The following is a 19,390-nucleotide window of genomic DNA, read 5'->3' as shown; positions in this document are numbered from 1 at the left end:
GCAACGCTATTCCGGATCGGTGCTAAAAATCAAACGTTCATCGCAGGGGGCAACCCGCAGGATGTTTGTGGTTCCCGGCACATTGAACGGCACACCGGCGGTCACGACGATCTGGTCGTTCTCGTCGGCAAAGCCTTCGGACCGCGCCGCCTTGGCCGCGCCGACCACGGCCATCTTGAACCGCTCCATCGTTTCGGTGATCACGCAATTGCACCCCCAGCTCAGCGCCAGCCGCCGCGCGGTGCCCACCAACGGGGTCAGCGCGATGATCGGCACGCGGGGCCGTTCGCGCGCGGTCAGCAGGGCGGTCGTGCCACTGTGGGTAAAACAGCAGATCGCCTTGATATTGGTTGTCTCGGCAATCTCGCGGGCGGCAGCAACGATCCCGTCGGCAACGCTGTTGCGCTTGGCGACGCGGCTGCTTTCGATGATCTGGGTATAGGTCGGGTCGCGTTCGACCTCGGTGGCGACATTGTCCATTGTACGCACGGCTTCGACCGGATAGCTGCCTGCGGCGCTTTCGGCACTGAGCATGACCGCATCGGCCCCCTCGTAAATGGCGGTGGCCACGTCCGACACTTCGGCGCGGGTCGGCATCGGGCTTTCAATCATGCTTTCCAGCATCTGCGTGGCCACGATCACCGGCTTGGCAGCACTGCGGCACTTGCGCACCAGACGTTTCTGGATCGGCGGCACGTTCTGCACCGGCAGTTCGACCCCCAGATCGCCACGGGCCACCATGATACCGTCGCTGACGGCCAGGATTTCATCGAACCGCTCGACGGCACTGGGCTTTTCGATCTTGGACAGGATCGCGGCACGGCCCTTGGCCAGCCCGCGCGCCTCTTCCACATCGCCTGCGCGTTGCACAAAGCTGAGCGCAAGCCAGTCAACACCCAGATCGCACACAAACTCAAGATCGGCGCGGTCCTTGTCACTGAGCGCGGCAAGGGGCAGTTCCACATCGGGCACGTTCACACCCTTGCGGTTGGAAATCACACCACCTGCAACGACTGTGCAATTGGCAAAGTCCGCGCCGCAATCTTCGACCTTCAGACGGATCTTGCCATCATTGACCAGCAGCGAAGCGCCGGGCTTCAAAGCTGCAAAAATCTCGGGGTGCGGCAGGCAGACGCGCGCGGCATCGCCCTCGGCCTTGTCCAGATCCAGACGAAAGGATGCACCCTCTTCCAGCATCTCGCTGTCGCCCGCAAACACGCCGACACGCAGCTTGGGGCCCTGAAGGTCGGCCAGAATGCCGATGGTGCTGCCCAAGTCTTCTTCGACCTGGCGGATAATCTTGTGCTTTACCGCAATCTCTTCGTGGCTGCCGTGGCTCATGTTCAGACGAAATACATCTGCACCGGCTTCGTGCAGGGCACGGATCATGTCATAGCTGTCCGAGGCAGGCCCAAGTGTGGCGACAATCTTAACATTCCGATTACGTCTCATTTTAGCGCTAACCTTTTCTCTCAGTGCATCTGTGCGTCAACCGCAAGCCGTTTCAACCGTTATTGCCCAGTTCGGGCGCAATAACAACTGACCAAGACCTAGAAGCAAAAAATGACGCGCCCGTGAACGCCTGAGCGATGAAGCGAAAGCCATCAGAACGTCCTGCGGCCCATTCAACCGGCACAGTTGCTTGCGCCACACCTTGAAGCCGCGCACAAAGAGGCCAGTCTTTGACCCAAAGCCACGGCACACAGCAGCAGACCACAAAGGATACATACCATGGACGCACAAACCCAGATCGAGCTTGAAGCCGCTGCCTTTCGCCGTTTGCGGCAACACCTGATGCAAGACCGCACCGACGTCCAGAATATCGACATGATGAATCTGGCAGGCTTCTGCCGCAACTGCCTGTCGCGCTGGTACCAGGAGGCCGCCAACGAGCGCGGCATCGACATGACGAAGGACGAAGGCCGCGAGGCGTTCTACGGCATGACCATGGACGAGTGGAAAGCCAACTATCAAACCGATGCCTCCAGCGCCCAGCAGTCCGAGTTCAAGCAAGCCTTTGCCGAGAACGTCACCGGCAAATCCTGATGCAACTTCCGTGGCGGCGGCCCGCGCCTTCGTGACTGGACAAGGGCCGTGCGCCGCGACACCCTCCCCGCACGTCAGGGAGGACATCAATGACCGAAACACGCCGTTACCACGTGGGCACCCGCGCCGACGCGCCGCCCGCGCCCACCCAATACACCCCCAGCCCGTTCAAAAAGGGCCGCCCTCCCGAGCCACTGCACTTCGAGGTAAACCTCGTGGCCGAGGCCACGGGCCGCCAGAAGAAAACCGGCACGGTACAGGTCAACATTCCGGGCTTTTCACCGCTGCGCCTGTACTGCGACGAACAGACACCGGTGGGCGATGACACGGCCCCGCCCCCGCTGGCGTATTTCTGTGCGGGCATCGGCTTTTGCCTGATGACCCACCTGACCGACATTTACACCGCCCGCAAAATCGAAATCACCTCGTTGCGGCTGGAACAAAGGGTGCGTTTCAAAACCAACCTCAGCACCATGCGCGACATGGGCCACACGACCGAGGGCGAAACCGAGATGGTGGAAACCCATGTGCTGATCGACAGCCCCGAGCCGCATGAGCGCATCCAGGAACTGCTGGACGAAGCGGAAAGTGCCTGCATGGCCCACTTTGCCCTGCGCAACCCGATCCCGTGGTCGACCCGGCTGGTTCACAACGGCACCGAAACCATAAACCGCAAAGGGTAACCCATGATCTTTTACGACTGCTCTACCGCCCCCAGCCCGCGCCGGGCACGCATGTTTCTTGCAGAGAAGGGGCTGACGCCCGAGACCCACGACATCTCCATCGCCAAGGGCGAACAGCTGGGCGAGGCCTTTCGCGCGGTGAATCCCCGCGCTACCCTGCCGGTGCTGATCACCGATGCAGGCACCACGCTGACCGAGAACCTGGCCATTGCCATGTATCTTGAGGACACGCACCCTGAACCGCCGCTGATCGGCACCTCACCGGATGAACGCGCGGAAATCCTGCAATGGAATGCAATCTGCGAAAGCCAGGGGGCGGCGGCCGTGGCCGAAGTGCTGCGCAATTCGAACCCCCATATGAAGGACCGCGCGATTCCGGGGCCTGCAAACTTTGAACAGATCCCGCAGCTGGCTGAACGCGGTCGGGTCCGGGTCACCCTGTTCAAGGAAATGCTGGAAAAACGTCTGGGCGAGTGCGCCTATCTGGCCGGTGACACCTTCACTTTTGCCGACATCTCGGCCTTTGTGTTCAGCGACTTTGCCCGCGTGATCAAGATGGGCGTGACGGATGAAACGCCGAACCTGCTGCGCTGGTACGAGGCGATCAAGACCCGCCCCAGCGCCCGCACCTAGGCCTTTTGCCCGGACAGGCAGCAGACCGCCCGTTTCTGGGCGGCTAGGCTCTGGACCCATTAATTCTATATACTCAGTTTGACAGATTTTTTCGCAGACAAGAAGCATTTGCGCAAGAATAGTGGTTCTATTCTAAGCAGATGCGCCGCAGGCTGCGGCAAAATCCGTCAAACCCGAAGGGCGGCGATTTCGCTTCATTTCAACGTCTTGGGTCGCTTGCAAATAGAACCACTATTGGCTGCACGCCCCAAACCTTTGAAATTTCGCGAAATCGCCGCTGAGTATATAGAATTAATGGGTCCAGAGCCTAACTGTCTGCCGACCTTCTATTGCACGCAAATCACAGCTATATCCAAGCGGCCCCTTTAACCGCCAACCAAAGGCCCGCCTCTTGGACTTTACCAGCCTCGCTCGTGAATTTGTCACCCTGTTCGTGGTTATTGACCCCGTCGGCACCATTCCGGTGTTCCTCTATGCTGCGGCCCGCGCACCACGCCACCTGCACCGCCGGATTGCCCTGCGTGCCACGCTGATCGCGGGGCTGGTGTTGCTGGCCTTTCTGGTCGGTGGTCAGTTCCTGCTGGAAGGTCTGGGCCTGCGGTTCGGCTCTTTCCAGATTGCGGGCGGCATTGTGCTGTTCCTGTTCGCGCTCTCGATGATCTTTGGCGATTCCAAATCCGACAACGAAATTACCGCCGCCGGACGCGACCCGATGGCAGGGGCCGTGTTCCCGCTGGCGATGCCCTCGATCGCCTCGCCCGGCGCGATGCTGGCCATCGTTGTCCTGACCGACAACCACAGCCAGACGCTGGCCGAACAGGCCATTACTGCCAGCGTTCTGCTTTTGGTGCTGGCAATCACGCTGGCCCTGCTGTTGGCTGCAACCTACATCCACAAACTGATCGGCAATACCGGCGCCAGCGTCATCAGCCGTGTCATGGGCATCATTCTGGCCACAATCGCTGTGGATTCGATCATGGGCGGGCTGGACGCGTTGGGGGTGCTCAACCTTGCGCCCCCTGTTGCGATATCCGCGCCGCTGGATTAATCTGGCGACATGGTTGGCAGCCACCAAGGCGTCGCAGCCCCGCAAGGGGTGCTAAAGCTGCCGCACCGCCACGACACGCATATGACATTCCGTCCAGTGCCGCGTTCGTCAAGCCTGCGACCCACGGACAGCTTCGCGGCACGCTAGGAATTGCCATGTCGAAAACTCCTATCCCGCTGGTCACAGCGGACATCTCGAAATTTGCGCGCAGCCTGTCGCAGCAACTGACCGGCACCGATGCGCCGCCGTCCCATCTGACTTTGCTCAATATGCTGGCGCGTGCAGCGGGCTTTCGCAACTTCCAGCACCTGAATGCCGCCAAAGCCGCACAGGCACGCCTGCACCCTACCCCGGCCGAAACATGCGACTTTCGCCGCGTCGAACGCGCACTCGCGCAATTCGATGCCACCGGCCGCCTGCGCCAGTGGCCCGCACGCAGGGCCATTCAGGATCTGTGTCTCTGGGTGCTGTGGGCCAACGTGCCGGCCCATGCCACGCTGCACGAACGCGACGTGAACGGTGTGCTGAACCACGGCCACAGCTTTGACGACCCCGCGCAGCTGCGCCGCGGCCTTCTGAGCATGGGCCTGCTGACCCGCAACCGCGACGGGTCCGATTACCGCAGGATCGAACAACGCCCCCCGCCCGAAGCGCGCGCCCTGATCCGCCACATCGCAGAGCGCCGCACCGAGGCACGCAAAGCGCTGTGACAGGACAGGGTCCCGCCTGCCCTTCGGAGAGGTTTTTGCCCCGAAAAGGCATGGACCTGCCTTCATCTTGCCAAGCAAACTCTCCCCGAAGGGTCGCTCTGAAACAGGAGCGAAGGTCGCGGGTTACACCGCGACCTTGCGGCTTTCTTCCAGATAGATCTCGCGCAGACGCGGCGCGACGGTGCCGGGCGTGCCGTCACCGATCTGCGCGCCGTCGATCTCGACCACGGGCATCACGAAGGTGCTGGCCGAGGTGATGAATGCCTCGTCCGCGTCCTGCGCTTCCTCGATGGTAAAGTTGCGCTCTTCCACGGTCATCTGCGCCTCTTGGGCAAAGCGCAGCACGGCGGCGCGGGTGATGCCGTGCAGGATGTCGTTGGTCTTGGGGCGGGTGATGATCTTGCCGCCCTTGACGATATAGGCATTGTTGCTGGTGCCTTCGGTCACGAAACCGTCCTGCACCATCCAAGCGTCATCGACACCCGCAGCCTTGGCCATCATCTTGCCCATAGAGGGGTACAACAGCTGCACCGTCTTGATGTCGCGGCGGCCCCAGCGGATGTCTTCGATGCTGATGACCTTGATGCCCTTTTGCGCCACCGGATTGGCGGCAAGCCCCGGCTTGTTCTGGGTGAACAGAACCACGGTGCAGGGCACGGCTTCAGGGTCAGGAAAGGCAAAGTCGCGGTCATCGGGCGCACCACGGGTGATCTGGAGATAGATCATACCCTCTTCGATCCCGTTCAGACGCACCAGTTCGCGGTGCACTTCCAGCAGGTCGTCCTTGGTGATCGGGTTCTTCATGTCCAACTCGTCCAGCGAGCGTTGCAGGCGCACCGCGTGGCCGTCAAAGTCGATCAGCTTGCCGTCCAGCACGCTGGTCACCTCATAAACGCCGTCGGCCATCAGGAAACCGCGATCAAAAATCGACACTTTCGCTTCGGTCTCGGGCAGGTAGTCGCCGTTCACATAAACAGTACGCATGTGCATCATCCCCATAGTTTCGCACTGGGGGGATGCACCCCAGCGGCGTCAAAAATCAAAGGTTCGTCGCGGTCTTCGGCCAACAGAAGCGGCCCGTCAAGGTCTACAACCTCCGCACCCTGTGCAACCAGGGTTGCCGGGGCCATCGCCAAGGACGATCCGACCATGCAGCCAACCATCACGCGATAGCCTTGCGCCAGCGCCTCGTCGCGCAGGGCAAGGGCTTCGGTCAGCCCGCCGGTCTTGTCCAGCTTGATGTTGACCACATCATATTTGCCCTTCAGATGCGGCAGCGAGGCGCGGTCATGGCAGCTTTCGTCGGCGCACACGGGCACCGGACGGTCCATACCGATCAGGGCATCGTCCTCGCCTGCGGGCAGCGGCTGTTCGACCAACTGCACGCCCAGCCGCACCAGATGCGGTGCCAAATCGGCATAAACATCAGCGGACCAGCCTTCGTTGGCGTCCACGATAATGCGCGCGTCGGGCGCACCTGCGCGCACAGCCTCAAGCCGTGGCATGTCGTCCGGTGTGCCAAGCTTGATCTTCAGCAGTGGACGAAAGGCGTTCTTGGCCGCCTGCGCCTGCATCGCCTCGGGGCTGTCCAATGACAGGGTATAGGCGGTGATTTCCGGTCCCGGCTTCACCAGCCCGGCCAGTTCCCACACCCGCTTGCCTGCGCGCTTGGCTTCCAGATCCCACAATGCGCAATCCACCGCGTTGCGCGCCGCACCGGCGGGCAGCAGATCATAAAGCCCCATCCGCGAAATATCCGCAGGCAATCCGTTAATCTGCTCCGTCACGCTGTCCAGCGTTTCGCCATAGCGGGCATAGGGCACACATTCGCCCACACCCGTCACATCACCGTCGGACACCCGCACGGTCAGCACTTGCGCCTCGGTCCGCGACCCCCGCGCAATGGTGAAAACCTGTGCCAACTGGAACACATCCCGCGTCACATCAATGCGCATACATCACCTTCATCTTGCCAGAAAAACTCCCGCCGGAGGCTCCTGCCCCCGGCAACAGGCGCAGCTTACAAAGCTGCAATCGCATCGGCCAGCCGTTCGGCGCCGTGACGATAGGGATCGACTGCGGGCAGACCGTATTCCGCCTCAACCTCGGCCAGATAGGCGCGCGCTTCGTCGTCGCCCATGTGCTGCGTGTTCACCGAAATGCCCACGACCTTGCAGTCCGCATTCGCCACCTTGGCCAGCGCCAGAGCCAGTTCGCTGACCTGACCGATGCTGGGCGGCGTATAGCTGGGCAGGCCGCGCATGTGTTTGCGGGTCGGCTCGTGGCAGATGATCAGCGCGTCGGGCTGGCCCCCATGGATCAGCGCCAAGGTCACGCCGGAATAGCTGACGTGGAACAGGCTGCCCTGCCCCTCGATGATGTCCCAATGGTCGGCATCGTTGTCGGGCGTCAGGTATTCGATCGAACCGGCCATAAAGTCGGCCACGACCGCGTCCAGCGGCACGCCTTCACCCGTGATCAGGATACCGGTCTGCCCCGTGGCGCGGAAGGTGCTTTTCACACCCTTGGCTCGCAGCGCCTCGTCCAGCGCCAGTGCGGTGTACATCTTGCCGACGGAACAGTCGGTCCCCACGGCCAGCACCCGCTTGCCGGTGCGCTTTTCACCGTTGGCGATGGGATAATCCACGGATGCGACGCGAACGTCGTGCATTTCGCGCCCGAATTTTGTGGCAGCAGCAACCAGTTCGGGTTCGTCCTCCAGCAGGTTGTGCAAACCGCTGGCCAGATCATAACCCGCTTCCAGTGCGGCCAGCAGGACTTCTTTCCACGCCTTGGAGATGATCCCGCCACGGTTCGCCACGCCAATGACCAGCGTTTTGGCGCCGGCGGCCAAACCCTCATCCAGCGTCATATCGGTCAGTTTCAGGTCTGCGCCGCAGCCGTCCATGCGATATTGGCCAACCGCGTTGTCGGGGCGCCAGTCCTTGATGCCTTGTGCCACTTTGGCAGCCAGTTGGTCAGGCGCATCGCCCAGGAAGAGCAAATAGGGGGTCTTGATCATTGTGGCAGTCCTTTGGTCTTGCGTTTCGTCGGCCCAAGCCGCTTTGAACGGATACTGCGCAAAAACCGCTGCAACTTCATACGAAGTCCAGCGCAGAATGCGGGAAATGAACATATTTCTTCGAATAAATGCTGCAAAATTAGAAGAAACTCCCGCCGTCTCTCACTTGAACACACCGCAATTGCTGCACTTGCGAAATCAAGCTTGCGAAGCGCAGCGTAATTTAATACCAGCTAAACCCAGATGTGACGCAACAATATTACCCGAAAGGTTCGCAGATGAGCTTCCGCCTTCAGCCCACGCCCCCCGCACGCCCCAACCGCTGCCAGCTTTTCGGCCCCGGCTCGAACACCAAGCTGTTCGCCAAGATGGCTGCCTCGGCCGCTGACGTAATCAACCTGGATCTCGAAGACAGCGTTGCCCCTTCGGACAAGGACAGCGCGCGCGCCAACATCATTCAGGCAATTTCCGAATACGACTGGGGCACCAAGACGCTGTCGGTACGGATCAACGGTCTGGACACCCCTTACTGGTATCGTGACGTCGTCGATCTGCTGGAGCAGGCAGGCGAGCGTCTGGACCAGATCATGATCCCCAAAGTGGGCTGCGCCGCCGACATCTATGCGGTCGATGCACTGGTCACCGCGATTGAGACTGCCAAGGGGCGCACCAAGAAGATCAACTTCGAGGTCATCATCGAATCGGCCGCAGGCATCGCCCATGTGGAAGAAATCGCCGCATCTTCGCCGCGTCTGGTCGCGATGAGCTTGGGCGCCGCTGATTTTGCCGCCTCGATGGGGATGCAGACCACCGGCATCGGCGGGACGCAGGAAAACTATTACATGCTGCGCGACGGGGCAAAACACTGGTCCGATCCGTGGCACTGGGCACAGGCTGCGATTGTTGCCGCCTGCCGCACCCACGGTGTGCTGCCGGTCGATGGCCCCTTTGGCGACTTTTCCGACGACGAAGGTTTCCGTGCGCAGGCGCTGCGGTCGGCCACGCTGGGCATGGTCGGCAAATGGGCCATCCACCCCAAGCAGATCGCACTGGCCAACGAGGTGTTCACCCCCTCGGAAGAGGCCGTCGCCGAAGCCCGCGAGATTCTGGCCGCGATGGAACAGGCCAAGGCCAACGGCGAGGGTGCCACCGTCTACAAGGGCCGTCTGGTCGACATCGCGTCGATCAAACAGGCCGAGGTTGTCGTCAAACAATACGAGATGATCACCGGCTGACGCGCTCGTGACTGGATTTGCGGGGCGCATTCGTGCCTCAATGGGGCCTCCACCTATCGTGAGAGGCCCCATGCGTTTTCTGATTGCCCTGCTGATGCTGTCCCTGCCCGCCTTCGCCGAGGTCGCGGACATCACCCCGCGTGACGGCTGGACCGTAATCCGCACCGCCAAACCCTATGACCAACTGGTTGCGGACGTGAAAACAGCCGCCAAGGCGCATCAGATGGGTGTCGTCACCGAGGCCGGCCCCACCGGTGCCGCCGCCGCCCGAGGCATCACCATCCCTGGCAACCGTGTGATCGGCCTGTTCAACAATGCGCTGGCCGTGCAGATCCTGAACATCGACTCCCACGCGATGATCGAAGCGCCGATTCGCGTCTATGTCACCGAGAATGCGGACGGCACGGCCACGCTCAGCTATAAACTGCCCTCTGCGATCTATGCGCCCTACAGCAGCAACCTCAAGCCCGTCGCGACAGAGCTGGACGCGACATTTGCCGCCATCGCGGCGCAGGCCAGCAACTGACGCACACTACGCCCGTTCATCCTTGGGCGAGCCGATGACCACATATGACGTGATCGCATTCACCTGCGGCAAGTCGCCCAGCATGTCGGTGTGAAACGCCTTGTAGCTCTGAAGATCGGCACATTCGACACGCAACAGATATTCGTAGGTGCCCGTGGTGTTATGACATTCACGCACCTCGGGCGCGCGGGCGATGGCACGCTCGAACGCCTCTTGCGCCGCCTTGGTGTGATCGCGCAGGCCGACACCGATATAGGCGACAAAACCTGTCCCCAGCGCCGTGCGGTCCAGCACCGCGCGATAGCCTTTGATCAAGCCGTTGCGCTCCATTTCCTGCACCCGCCGCAAACAGGCCGAGGGGGACAGCCCCACGCGGTCGGCCAGTTCCAGATTGCTGATCCGACCATTGCGGCTCAGCTCTTGCAATATCTGTTCGTTTTTTGAATCCAGCTTGGCCATAAATTGCAAAACTCCGTGACTATGCACCAAGTTTGCAATTTCAAACCGCCAATACAACGTCATTCATTGCGCATGACAGTTGATATTCTCCTTGCCCTTGCGGCCTTTGCTCTGGTGAGTTCGATCACGCCGGGGCCGAACAACCTGATGCTGATGGCGTCGGGCGCGAATTTTGGCTTTGCACGCACGGTGCCGCACATGCTGGGTGTGGGGCTGGGCTTTGTCCTGATGGTGGTCGTCGTGGGCATGGGACTGGCGCAGGTGTTTGACGCCTACCCTGTCAGCTACACGGTGCTCAAGGTCGCCTCGATCCTCTATCTTGGCTATCTGGCGTGGAAAATTGCCAATGCCGCACCGATCAAACGGGGCGAGGCGACGGGCACGCCGATGACCTTCCTGCAAGCCGCTGCCTTCCAGTGGGTCAATCCAAAGGCGTGGGCGATGGCCCTGACGGCCATATCCGCCTATACGCCGGACACCACATTTGCGGCCATCGCACTGGTGGCGGTGGTCTTTGGCGCGGTCAACCTGCCCTCGGTCAGCCTGTGGACGGTAATGGGCCAACAGATGGCGCGCGTCCTGACGAACCCCACCCGGCTGAGGGCGTTCAACTGGACCATGGCCGCCTTGCTGATCGCATCGCTTTACCCGGTCCTGTTTCCCTAAGATTGCATTCGCCGCCCACCCCCGCCATATATCGGACAAAGCCGAAGCGGAGCGAGCAGATGACTCAATATATGGATTTCGAGAAGCCACTGGCTGAAATCGAAGGCAAAGCCGAAGAATTGCGCGCCATGGCCCGCAACAATCCCGACACCGACACCAGCGCCGAGGCCGCAGCACTGGACGCCAAGGGCAAGGCGATGATGCAGGATCTGTACGGGTCGCTGACGCCGTGGCGCAAATGTCTGGTGGCGCGCCACCCCGAGCGGCCCCATTGCATCGACTATGTCAAACGCCTGTTCACCGATTACACGCCGCTGGCAGGTGATCGCAACTTTGCCGACGATCATGCGGTGATGGGTGGGCTTGCTCGGTTCAACGACACGCCGGTGATGGTGATCGGCCATGAAAAAGGCAACGACACCAAATCACGCATCGAACGCAATTTCGGAATGGCCCGCCCCGAGGGTTACCGCAAGGCAATCCGCCTGATGGATCTGGCGGGCCGCTTTGGCCTTCCTGTCGTTACGCTGGTGGACACGCCCGGCGCCTATCCCGGCAAGGGTGCGGAAGAACGCGGCCAGTCCGAAGCGATTGCTCGGGCCACCGAGAAATCGCTGCAAATCGGCACGCCGGTTGTCTCTGTGGTGATTGGTGAAGGCGGATCGGGCGGGGCTGTGGCCTTTGCCACGGCGAACCGTGTCGCGATGCTGGAACATGCGGTCTATTCGGTGATCAGCCCCGAAGGCTGCGCGTCGATCCTTTGGAAAGACGCCGAAAAGATGCGCGAAGCGGCCGAAGCCCTGCGGCTGACGGCGCAGGATCTCAAGCAGCTGGGCGTCATCGACAAGATCATCCCCGAGCCGATGGGCGGCGCACACCGCCACGCACACCAGGCGATTGATTCGGTCGGCAAGGCGATTGCAGAGATGCTGAAAGACCTGAAAGGCATGGATGCCAAGGCGCTGATTAACGACCGCCGTCGCAAGTTTCTGGATTTGGGCAGCAAGGGGCTGGCGGCGTAAGGCGTCAGCCACCACCGCAACGGACTGGCTGGCGGCGCGCCTGTCAGCTCAGCGCGCCAGCATCCGCAAGCCCTGCGTCACATCCGTGCGAACGGCCAGCCGCAATCCCGGCTCGTCGCCCGCCCGCAAGGCCGCGATAATCAGCTTGTGGTAATGCGGCGGCTCGGTCCGGCGCAGCCGCCCGTACAGCGCCCGCATTGTCGGCCCCATTTGCAGCCACACGGTTTCGGCCATCGCCAGCATCGCAGGCGCCTGGGCGCGCAGATACAGCGTGCGGTGAAACTCCAGATTGGTGCGAATATAGCCAACCGCATCGCGGTGGGCCACAGCCTCGGACACGGCACCGTTGATGGTCTGCAACCGCTCGATCAGCGCCATATGCGCGCGCGGCAGGGCGCGGCTGGCCAGCTCGACCTCGATCAGGGCGCGCAGGGCGGCCAGCTCCTCGATCCGCTCGGCGGACAGCTCTGGCGTGCCCATGCGCCCCGACGATGACATCGTCAGCGCCCCTTCGGCCACCAGACGGCGCACCGCCTCGCGTACAGGCGTCATGCTGACCTCGTAATCTTTTGCGACCCCGCGCAGGGTCAACGCCTGACCGGGGGGAATATCGCCATGCATGATTCGGCTGCGCAACTGGCGATAGACCCGATCATGGGCGGCTGGCGTAACTTCTGTGGCGCGTGCTGGTGTTGTCATGCCGCCTTGTGATCACAAAATTCGAAACGGTCAATCATCAAAACGAAAGCGGTGATATTCGGACCCGTGCTGACGCAGCCACGCACGCGCTTCGCCGTAGGGGCCGTGGATGCGTGTCACAGCGTCCCAGAACGCCTGTGCGTGGTTCATCTCTTGCAGATGGGCCACCTCGTGCGCTGCGACATAATCCAGCACCGTTTGGGGCATCATGACCAGCCGCCACGAATACATCAGCGTGCCGCGTGTCGAACAGGACCCCCACCGCGAACGGGTGTCGCGAATGCTGATCCGCTGATAGGGCCGCCCCAAACGTGCAGCATAAAAATCAGAGGCCGCCGCCAGTCGCGTCCGCGCCAGCGCCTTCAGATGCGCCTGCAAGCGCGCGCCCACTTGCTCAGGCGCGCCGGGCACAGTGATCGAACTGTCACCCACAACGACGCGCCGCCCGGCTCCCGGCACAATCAGCCGCGACTGACCCAAAAGCGGCACTTCGACCCCGTGGGTGATGACAACGTTCTCAAGACGGCTCTGCAGATGGCCGCGAATCCAGTCTTCCTTGGAACGGGCAAAGGCCATCGCTTCGCGTTCGGCCACGCCTTTGGGCAGCGTCAGGGTCACCCGCCCGTCCAGGGACGACACCCGCAACGAAATCCGCCGCGCCCGCGCCGACCGGCGTAAAACCACCTCGACAGGCGGTCCTTCTTGCAACAGATGCATGGCCATCCTATCTGCTCCTTTACCCACTTATCACGAAGGCTTTGACTCCGGGCACACCATATGGCACTTGCCCTGAATCGCCTAGATGCAACAGAGATTTCAAAGGGGACACCATGCCCAACGAAGAATGGGGTACGAAACGCCTTTGCCCGACCACCGGCAAGCGGTTTTACGACCTGAACAAGAACCCGATCGTCAGCCCCTACACGGGCGAAGTGGTTGAGCTGGACGCCAGCAAATCCCGCATGATTGCCGCCGACGCCGAAGACGCCGTCACGGCCAAGGCAAAAGCAGCGGATAACGACGACGATGACGTGGTACTGGACGATGACGACAGCGATGTTGATGTCGATCTGGATGATGACATCCTCGAAGACGATGACGACGACGATACAGTTCCGCTGGAAGAAATCGCCGACGTGGCGTCGGACGACGACGATTTGTAAAGCTTTTGGCAGGCGTGATCTTTTCGCTTGATCCCGCCCGCCAAACCGCCTAATCAGCGGCGCACGGACCCAAGAGGGTCGCCAAGGATGGGGCATTAGCTCAGCTGGGAGAGCGCCTGCATGGCATGCAGGAGGTCAGCGGTTCGATCCCGCTATGCTCCACCATCCCTTTTTGAAAAGGAGCAGATAGTTCTGCCTTTCTCGTCAGAGCAAATGCCTCTCCTGTGCGGAGAGGTGCTGTTTTCCTTGCGAAAATCTATGCTGCTTTGATCCACGCCCATTGCGTGTTGATCGCCTCGCAGCCCTAACATGTCGTTGGTTATGAAAAGCGCCGCATAGCTCTTCCATTTACGACAATGGTTTTTCCATTTTGTTGAAGATTGGGCGTTATGAGCTAGAGAAAACCCAAACCCGATTGATCTGCCTGCCGACTGAGTTTGAAGAGCTTTATGGCCAGATTGCGCTTCCGCCTAAACCTTGTCCAAATACTCGATCGCATTTCGGACGCCGACTACGGAAGATTTCGTCGCGTAGGGCTTCTCTTCGAACACCTCCAGCTAATCCGACCAATTTGCGAAACAGATGGTCTTCACTCCCAGAGGACATGAACCGCGTCCTCCTTGCCTCCTTGTCGGAGACAGTGACAGCACATATATTAGGGGTACGGGCGGTGGCCTCATGCCACCAACGATAAATGTCCCCGGGGATCCGTCCTCGGTAAGGAACCTGGATCTAAGCCGGGCCTGCATTCTCGCTTTAGCGGGATGTTGGCTCATTCACGAGATCTAGGGCCACGGATGCAGGTCCTCATATCAGAATGGAGACGGCATCATGTCGAACATCATCAACTTCCCCGCCATCCGCCGCCTTAAGCGCCTCAGCGGCGAGGTCTTCCAGATTGCAAAGCATCCGCTTCACGAGGTCAGGCTGCGGATCAACCTGCCTAATAATGGTCGGCCTGAAGCCGAGGATCTGCTTTATGGCCATCTCTTCCGCCTTCTTCAAAAGCTGCATGGCTTCGATCAGACTAAGGGCTTCACTCTGGATGTCCTGCGTGGCGGCGAGTGGCACGAGCTGCCGCACTCGGTGCGTCCGAAGCTTCTCAAGAACTTCTTGATCAATGTTGACTACTATTGCGAGCGCGGTTGGCTCGAGGTCGAGGTTGACGAAGTTCTCTTCGCAAAGTCGAAGCAGGCGTGACCACGAATGGGGCGCTGGAACCAACTCCGGGGCCTTCCTGTGCAGTCCCGGCATCGCACGTAGACTGATCCCACGGCCTATGCCTGTGCGGTGCTGAAGTGGGACCTGCACGCCTACAGCACCGCACAGGCGCTCTCAGGGCCAGCAATCTAGACCGCGGCAATTTCTCCCGACATCATTCGCTGAACATGCACTTGGGGCGACACTAGAGCCTGACAGGGCTACAATGGAGAATGAAGTCTTACACCGGTGGACCTATCGTTGACCGGTCTAATTCAACTAATTGACGGCAACTCGGTAGCTTCTCTACTGCTACCGCACTAAACTCAGTTCGATCTGCCAAGCAGCGAGTCGAGCTTGTTCTTTTAAGGCCGCTGCCAGAACTTTACGCACTTCGTAGTGCGGTTCACTAGGCAACAAGTCTGCCTCCCATTCCTCAACGAACAAAAGAATTTCGTTTTGTGAGTAGCCGGGCTTGGCGGCCTCAAATCGACGTCTAGCCCTGTTGAGCAGAACGTCCTTCTGCTTGCTATACTCCGCCTTGAATTCGCGCGTCCAACGCAAAGACAGGTTTAGTAGGCCGTCTATATTGGCGACTTTGCGTTGATCGACAAGTGTCGCAGCATCGCAGCGGACGGAGCTCCTAGGGTGCAGCTCGTAGGTAATTTGCATAGCCTCATTGCCTGGATTCAGATAGGGGTGAAACCAATCAGTAAAGCTGCCATCTGAATGCACAGGCTTTTGCCCTTTATTCGCCAGTGAATTGCAATCCCCACAAATCGGCAGCAAGTTTTCAGCACAAATACTAAGCAAAGGGAATGCGCTCTTTGCAATCCAATGATCGACTTCCGGAGTCTGTCCTAGCGGGCCACCACACAGCACACAAACCTCGCGGGCCTCGAGATTAGTGCTCTGACGGTGTGCTTCGCGGAACTCGCTCACATAACGGGCATAAGTCACGCCACCTACGGTCGTTGGAGTGCCATCCGGCAGGAATGGCAAGCCATTGCGAAACCCGACTTTGTAAAACGCCTCCATCAGCTCCTTAAATGCTTTCCAATCAGTGTGGCTTGGAATCGGGCACTCGACCGGCCATTGAATTGGCTCTGGCCGAAACTGTGCCGAAAGCGTGGAGACTGCTTGTATCCAAGTAACTAAGACGGCCTTCTGGGGGGGCGGCAGGGCGGCGACAATTTGCGCACGATGTAGCAACGTTTGCCTTGCATCGACACGCTGAAGAAAACTCCACAACCAATCCACTTCGATCTCACTTGCCAGAACTGGGGGCTGCAAGCCTTGTTGGTTGATTTGTGCATCAGCGGTGTCAGGATCACACAACCACAGCGCAAAACGCTGCATCAACCGCTGGCATGCAGCTAGCGCTGGAGAACACTCAACTCGATGGATGGGTTTAAGCATCGTCACCCCGCCAGACATTCAGCAATGTGCGCAACTCGCTGCGATAGAAGCCCGATCCCATTCGAGCAATCAGGCGCTCCAGATCGGCTATTTCGGCACTTGTACCGGTTGTTTTACGCAGCCTGCCCTCAATGAATTCCTGGGCGCGTTTGCCAATGCTGTCATCGGCACCGAACACCGTCATCATCAGTGCACTCGGGTCGGTGGCGAAAGTGAGTTCGTCCACGTTGCGCGCAGTGGAACCTTCATCCGTTTTTTGCACCATCACGATCTCGTTGTTAAAAACATCCGAAAGCACGATGGCCGAATGGGTGGAGATCAAGACATCGTTGGCTGTGTGACCAATGGCGTCATCGATGATATCGACAATTTCTCGCTTCCATTTGTCATTAAAATGGGTTTCCGGCTCATCGAGCAGCAGCAAGGCGTCCTTCTGTCCCTGCAGTAAATGGAACAGCGCCATACGCCCCAATACCATTTGCTCGCCGTCAGATAGTTCTTCGTATCGCAAAACACCAACATCATTTACGCTCTCTTCATCTTCGCGATCTGGCACTGGAGCTCGACGTAAGCGCAATAAAACGTCTTCAAACAAGCCCTCCTGATTCAGTTCAAGCAGGCGGGCAAATAAGTCAAAGGCGCTAGCGTCACTGGCACCGCCCAACAATGTCCACAAAGCTTCGCCCTGCGAGTTGCAAGACTGAAGTTCGTCGCCAGCAACCGAGGCAAAGCTCAATTTCTGCGAATCGAACGGCTGTTTCAAATCGAACAGCAACATTCGGCGCACGTTCACTGGGTGCGGTTCCGCAATGACCTCGCTCGCGCACATCCACCAATCATGGGCTGTTTCAGAGAGTTTCTGATCCCATTGAGGTAATTGGAGACGTGAGCGGAACGCGACCGAAACTAGGTGATGCCAACCGCCACGCTCCAGCAGTCCTTGAAGCGCCTCCTGGTTGTTGTCACTTCGACGCGGTAGTGCGGTTTTGGCTTCTGCTTCAATACGAACTGAATTTTCTGACGCTTCAACATCTGACGCTTCAACAAAGGACTGCTGCAAGGCCACTGCCAACAATGAGCATTTTAGCAGTGTTGCGTCCAACAGCACTGGGCGTCGGAAAAGATCAGTCTCTGCGCTGCCCGTGTCCACGGCTAGTTGAGGAAGGTTATCGCCAGCCTGTCTCGCCGCTTGAATGGCATTTTCTTGGGTTGCAGTCCAACCTGCAGGTCGTTCGTCGTATTGCGAGTCGTCGCCACCTTCCAGTAATCCGTCAGCACGCTGATTTCGGCTCCAAACCGAACGCCAGGGACGCAAGTCGCCGGTGGTGTATGCAAGTACAGTCGACGGAAGCGCGATTTGTGGCGGCGAGCTGTCACGCAGCGGCCAACTGCCAGGGACTATTAGCGGCGAGAAGCCGGGCGGCGAGCTAACACTCTCCGAATTCAGATAGTCGATACAGGTTTCAAATACATCCTGATCGCTGTCATCATCGAAGGCAAAGCGCTCGTTCAGCCACAGGCTGGCCTGTTGGCGGCTGCCCGGGCAGTGCAATAGCAAAGTCCGATGGTTAGACGAACCGCGCACGCCCAACTCGTATACAAGACTAAGCTCGGGGTCGATACCGCAACAATCCGCAACCTGGTGAAAGCAGGATACTTGCGTGCTGCTCCGAAGCCCAAAAGGTCCTCAGAACGCTGGCGGGTGGTCGATGAGGCCTCCGTCGAAGCGTTCGGCGAACAATACATCTCGGCTACCGATCTTGCCCGCGAGTTGCGACGCGATCCCGCCAATCTCTGCCGCGAGCTCTACAAGAACGGCGTTGAACCACTCATTTTCAACGGCGAAAACCGGATCATCTTCCGCCGCCGCGATGTGAACGAGAGATGAGGTCAGGAATGATGGTGGGACTTGCTGCCTGATGGGGCCGCAGCCTGTGCAGTCCATCCCCAGGACCTTCTGACACGATAAGTCTTGAGAAAGCCGACCACTGCGTCGGCTTTTTTCATGTCGTCAGAGAGGCAACCTTATTTGACGAAAAAGGCAGCTTCAGTTCAGCATCGAGATTTCGGGGCACTGAATTCAAAAGGAAGTTCTGACGCTGAGAGGCAAAACTATGTGCCCCTTCCCACTTTTTTTCCAGCGACTTATAGAAGCCTGAGAGCGGTGTGCCCCACAAGGGGAACACTACCGTGCATCTCAGTTCCTACCTGTCTCTCTCAAGACACGGCATTTTCTACTTCCTGAGGCGTGCCAGATAGTTTCCGACTTCTGGCCATCTCTTGAAATGGGACGCATAGATGTTCCATTTTCGAAAGTGGTTTTCCATTTTCTTGAAGATGAAACGCTTGGGTACAAAGTCGCGAACTCAGCTGGTTCGGCGGATTATTTTGACCGGTACGTCTCAGACTAACTGCCTTTCGTCATGATTTGACTAGTTATGAAGAGCTTTTTGCCTTCTCTGAAGCCAAGCGTTCGTTCAATGCCCGCAAGATAATTGTCTCGATCTCGCGCACCCGCAGCCCGTGGACATAAGCGAGCTGATCAACAAGATTCGCAATCTCAGGATCCTTCGGTCCATATATGGGCCAATCGTGCAGTTCATGGCTGTCTGGGTGGTTATTTGGTTCCATCGCATCATCTCCAACCTTAGCGTTAGCCGCCCTAAAGGCATGATTATATAGGCTACCGGCGGCATTCCAGCGCAACGGAACATATCGAGTTCAGCACCTCGTGAGGACATTGAACTTTAATCGAGTGTACTTTCCTGAACCTCTAGCTTCGTGCCCGCAACTCAAAAGCGTAATGATGGGCGGGGAGTTTCCGTTAGCTGCGTCTGCAAAGATTCCGTGCCAGACAGA

At 59.3% G+C, this 19,390-nt stretch carries 22 protein-coding genes and 1 tRNA gene; 13 read left to right on the top strand and 10 right to left on the bottom strand.

All coding sequences use genetic code 11. From position 1 onward, the window contains the following. Window positions 1-6 precede the first annotated feature (6 nt). Entirely contained in the window at window positions 7-1,452 is a 1,446-nt protein-coding gene (gene pyk / locus DSM107133_RS03265) for a pyruvate kinase (RefSeq protein ID WP_114291520.1), read from the bottom strand. 279 nt (window positions 1,453-1,731) lie between these two features. On the opposite strand from pyk, the gene DSM107133_RS03260 reads away from it, so the two are divergent. The 5 genes from DSM107133_RS03260 (at window position 1,732) to DSM107133_RS03240 (ending at window position 5,120) form a co-directional block, all read left to right on the top strand. After that, window positions 1,732-2,046, top strand: a complete 315-nt coding sequence (locus DSM107133_RS03260; RefSeq protein ID WP_114291519.1) for a DUF1244 domain-containing protein — start codon at window positions 1,732-1,734, stop codon at window positions 2,044-2,046. An 89-nt stretch (window positions 2,047-2,135) separates the two neighbouring features. Beyond that, entirely contained in the window at window positions 2,136-2,729 is a 594-nt protein-coding gene (locus DSM107133_RS03255) for an OsmC family protein (RefSeq protein ID WP_114291518.1), read from the top strand. Between the two features lie 3 nt (window positions 2,730-2,732). After that, window positions 2,733-3,362 carry a glutathione S-transferase family protein gene (locus DSM107133_RS03250; protein WP_114291517.1) on the top strand — a complete coding sequence of 210 codons (630 nt, stop codon included), beginning with the start codon at window positions 2,733-2,735 and terminating at the stop codon, window positions 3,360-3,362. A gap of 391 nt (window positions 3,363-3,753) precedes the next feature. Further along, window positions 3,754-4,410 carry a MarC family protein gene (locus DSM107133_RS03245; RefSeq protein ID WP_114292541.1) on the top strand — a complete coding sequence of 219 codons (657 nt, stop codon included), beginning with the start codon at window positions 3,754-3,756 and terminating at the stop codon, window positions 4,408-4,410. A 155-nt stretch (window positions 4,411-4,565) separates the two neighbouring features. Beyond that, entirely contained in the window at window positions 4,566-5,120 is a 555-nt protein-coding gene (locus tag DSM107133_RS03240) for a DUF2087 domain-containing protein (RefSeq protein WP_114292542.1), read from the top strand. Between the two features lie 123 nt (window positions 5,121-5,243). Here DSM107133_RS03240 and DSM107133_RS03235 read toward each other — a convergent pair whose 3' ends face one another. From DSM107133_RS03235 to dgcN, 3 genes are all read right to left on the bottom strand, one after another. Continuing rightward, the gene (locus DSM107133_RS03235; protein ID WP_114292558.1) at window positions 5,244-6,110 is read right to left on the bottom strand and encodes a D-amino-acid transaminase; all 867 of its coding nucleotides are present in this window, start codon (window positions 6,108-6,110) and stop codon (window positions 5,244-5,246) included. Then, window positions 6,110-7,075 (bottom strand): N-acetyl-D-Glu racemase DgcA, encoded by a 966-nt coding sequence (gene dgcA, locus DSM107133_RS03230; RefSeq protein WP_114292543.1) that lies wholly within the window; start codon window positions 7,073-7,075, stop codon window positions 6,110-6,112. Before dgcA ends, DSM107133_RS03235 begins: the two co-directional genes overlap by 1 nt. A 65-nt stretch (window positions 7,076-7,140) precedes the next feature. Beyond that, window positions 7,141-8,142, bottom strand: a complete 1,002-nt coding sequence (gene dgcN / locus DSM107133_RS03225) for an N-acetyltransferase DgcN (protein ID WP_114292559.1) — start codon at window positions 8,140-8,142, stop codon at window positions 7,141-7,143. Between the two features lie 278 nt (window positions 8,143-8,420). Here dgcN and DSM107133_RS03220 point away from each other — a divergent pair, with 278 nt between their 5' ends. Further along, window positions 8,421-9,377: an L-malyl-CoA/beta-methylmalyl-CoA lyase gene (locus DSM107133_RS03220; RefSeq protein WP_114292544.1), complete on the top strand. Its 957-nt coding sequence runs from the start codon at window positions 8,421-8,423 to the stop codon at window positions 9,375-9,377. 70 nt (window positions 9,378-9,447) lie between these two features. Then, a complete protein-coding gene (locus DSM107133_RS03215; protein ID WP_114292545.1) occupies window positions 9,448-9,903 on the top strand; it encodes a DUF302 domain-containing protein in 456 nt (151 codons plus the stop codon). Window positions 9,904-9,909: 6 nt separating this feature from the next. Here DSM107133_RS03215 and DSM107133_RS03210 read toward each other — a convergent pair whose 3' ends face one another. Beyond that, window positions 9,910-10,362, bottom strand: coding sequence for an Lrp/AsnC family transcriptional regulator (locus DSM107133_RS03210; RefSeq protein WP_114292560.1), 453 nt, complete (start codon window positions 10,360-10,362; stop codon window positions 9,910-9,912). Window positions 10,363-10,434: 72 nt separating this feature from the next. On the opposite strand from DSM107133_RS03210, the gene DSM107133_RS03205 reads away from it, so the two are divergent. Next, window positions 10,435-11,028 (top strand): LysE family translocator, encoded by a 594-nt coding sequence (locus tag DSM107133_RS03205; RefSeq protein WP_114292546.1) that lies wholly within the window; start codon window positions 10,435-10,437, stop codon window positions 11,026-11,028. 59 nt (window positions 11,029-11,087) lie between these two features. Beyond that, a complete protein-coding gene (locus tag DSM107133_RS03200; protein WP_114292547.1) occupies window positions 11,088-12,050 on the top strand; it encodes an acetyl-CoA carboxylase carboxyltransferase subunit alpha in 963 nt (320 codons plus the stop codon). A gap of 48 nt (window positions 12,051-12,098) precedes the next feature. On the opposite strand, the gene DSM107133_RS03195 is transcribed toward DSM107133_RS03200, so the two are convergent. Together DSM107133_RS03195 and DSM107133_RS03190 are read right to left on the bottom strand one after the other, a co-directional pair. Then, a complete protein-coding gene (locus DSM107133_RS03195) occupies window positions 12,099-12,749 on the bottom strand; it encodes a GntR family transcriptional regulator (RefSeq protein ID WP_114292548.1) in 651 nt (216 codons plus the stop codon). A gap of 30 nt (window positions 12,750-12,779) precedes the next feature. After that, complete coding sequence (locus DSM107133_RS03190) at window positions 12,780-13,472, bottom strand: SprT family zinc-dependent metalloprotease (RefSeq protein ID WP_114292549.1); 693 nt, start codon at window positions 13,470-13,472, stop codon at window positions 12,780-12,782. Window positions 13,473-13,579: 107 nt separating this feature from the next. On the opposite strand from DSM107133_RS03190, the gene DSM107133_RS03185 reads away from it, so the two are divergent. The 3 genes from DSM107133_RS03185 to DSM107133_RS03175 all read left to right on the top strand — a co-directional run bounded on the left by DSM107133_RS03185 (window position 13,580) and on the right by DSM107133_RS03175 (window position 15,112). Continuing rightward, the gene (locus DSM107133_RS03185; RefSeq protein ID WP_114292550.1) at window positions 13,580-13,912 is read left to right on the top strand and encodes a TIGR02300 family protein; all 333 of its coding nucleotides are present in this window, start codon (window positions 13,580-13,582) and stop codon (window positions 13,910-13,912) included. An 89-nt stretch (window positions 13,913-14,001) separates the two neighbouring features. Further along, window positions 14,002-14,077: transfer RNA gene (locus tag DSM107133_RS03180), tRNA-Ala, on the top strand. A 666-nt stretch (window positions 14,078-14,743) separates the two neighbouring features. Next, on the top strand, window positions 14,744-15,112 hold the full coding sequence (locus DSM107133_RS03175) for a hypothetical protein (protein WP_162791984.1): 369 nt from the start codon (window positions 14,744-14,746) through the stop codon (window positions 15,110-15,112). Between the two features lie 312 nt (window positions 15,113-15,424). On the opposite strand, the gene DSM107133_RS03170 is transcribed toward DSM107133_RS03175, so the two are convergent. After that, window positions 15,425-16,471: a hypothetical protein gene (locus DSM107133_RS03170; protein ID WP_243253580.1), complete on the bottom strand. Its 1,047-nt coding sequence runs from the start codon at window positions 16,469-16,471 to the stop codon at window positions 15,425-15,427. A 52-nt stretch (window positions 16,472-16,523) separates the two neighbouring features. Continuing rightward, complete coding sequence (locus DSM107133_RS03165; RefSeq protein ID WP_205387771.1) at window positions 16,524-18,116, bottom strand: AAA family ATPase; 1,593 nt, start codon at window positions 18,114-18,116, stop codon at window positions 16,524-16,526. On the opposite strand from DSM107133_RS03165, the gene DSM107133_RS03160 reads away from it, so the two are divergent. After that, entirely contained in the window at window positions 18,096-18,419 is a 324-nt protein-coding gene (locus DSM107133_RS03160) for a hypothetical protein (RefSeq protein ID WP_162791985.1), read from the top strand. The genes DSM107133_RS03165 and DSM107133_RS03160 overlap by 21 nt on opposite strands. Window positions 18,420-18,967: 548 nt before the next feature. Here the strand turns inward: DSM107133_RS03160 and DSM107133_RS03155 are convergent. Then, window positions 18,968-19,162 (bottom strand): hypothetical protein, encoded by a 195-nt coding sequence (locus DSM107133_RS03155; protein WP_114292555.1) that lies wholly within the window; start codon window positions 19,160-19,162, stop codon window positions 18,968-18,970. Window positions 19,163-19,390 lie beyond the last annotated feature (228 nt).

The organism is Pseudosulfitobacter sp. DSM 107133, from assembly GCF_022788695.1.
Taxonomy (GTDB): domain Bacteria; phylum Pseudomonadota; class Alphaproteobacteria; order Rhodobacterales; family Rhodobacteraceae; genus Pseudosulfitobacter.
The sequence above is the reverse complement of the archived record's forward strand: the minus strand, read 5'-3'. Positions and strand labels throughout refer to the sequence as shown.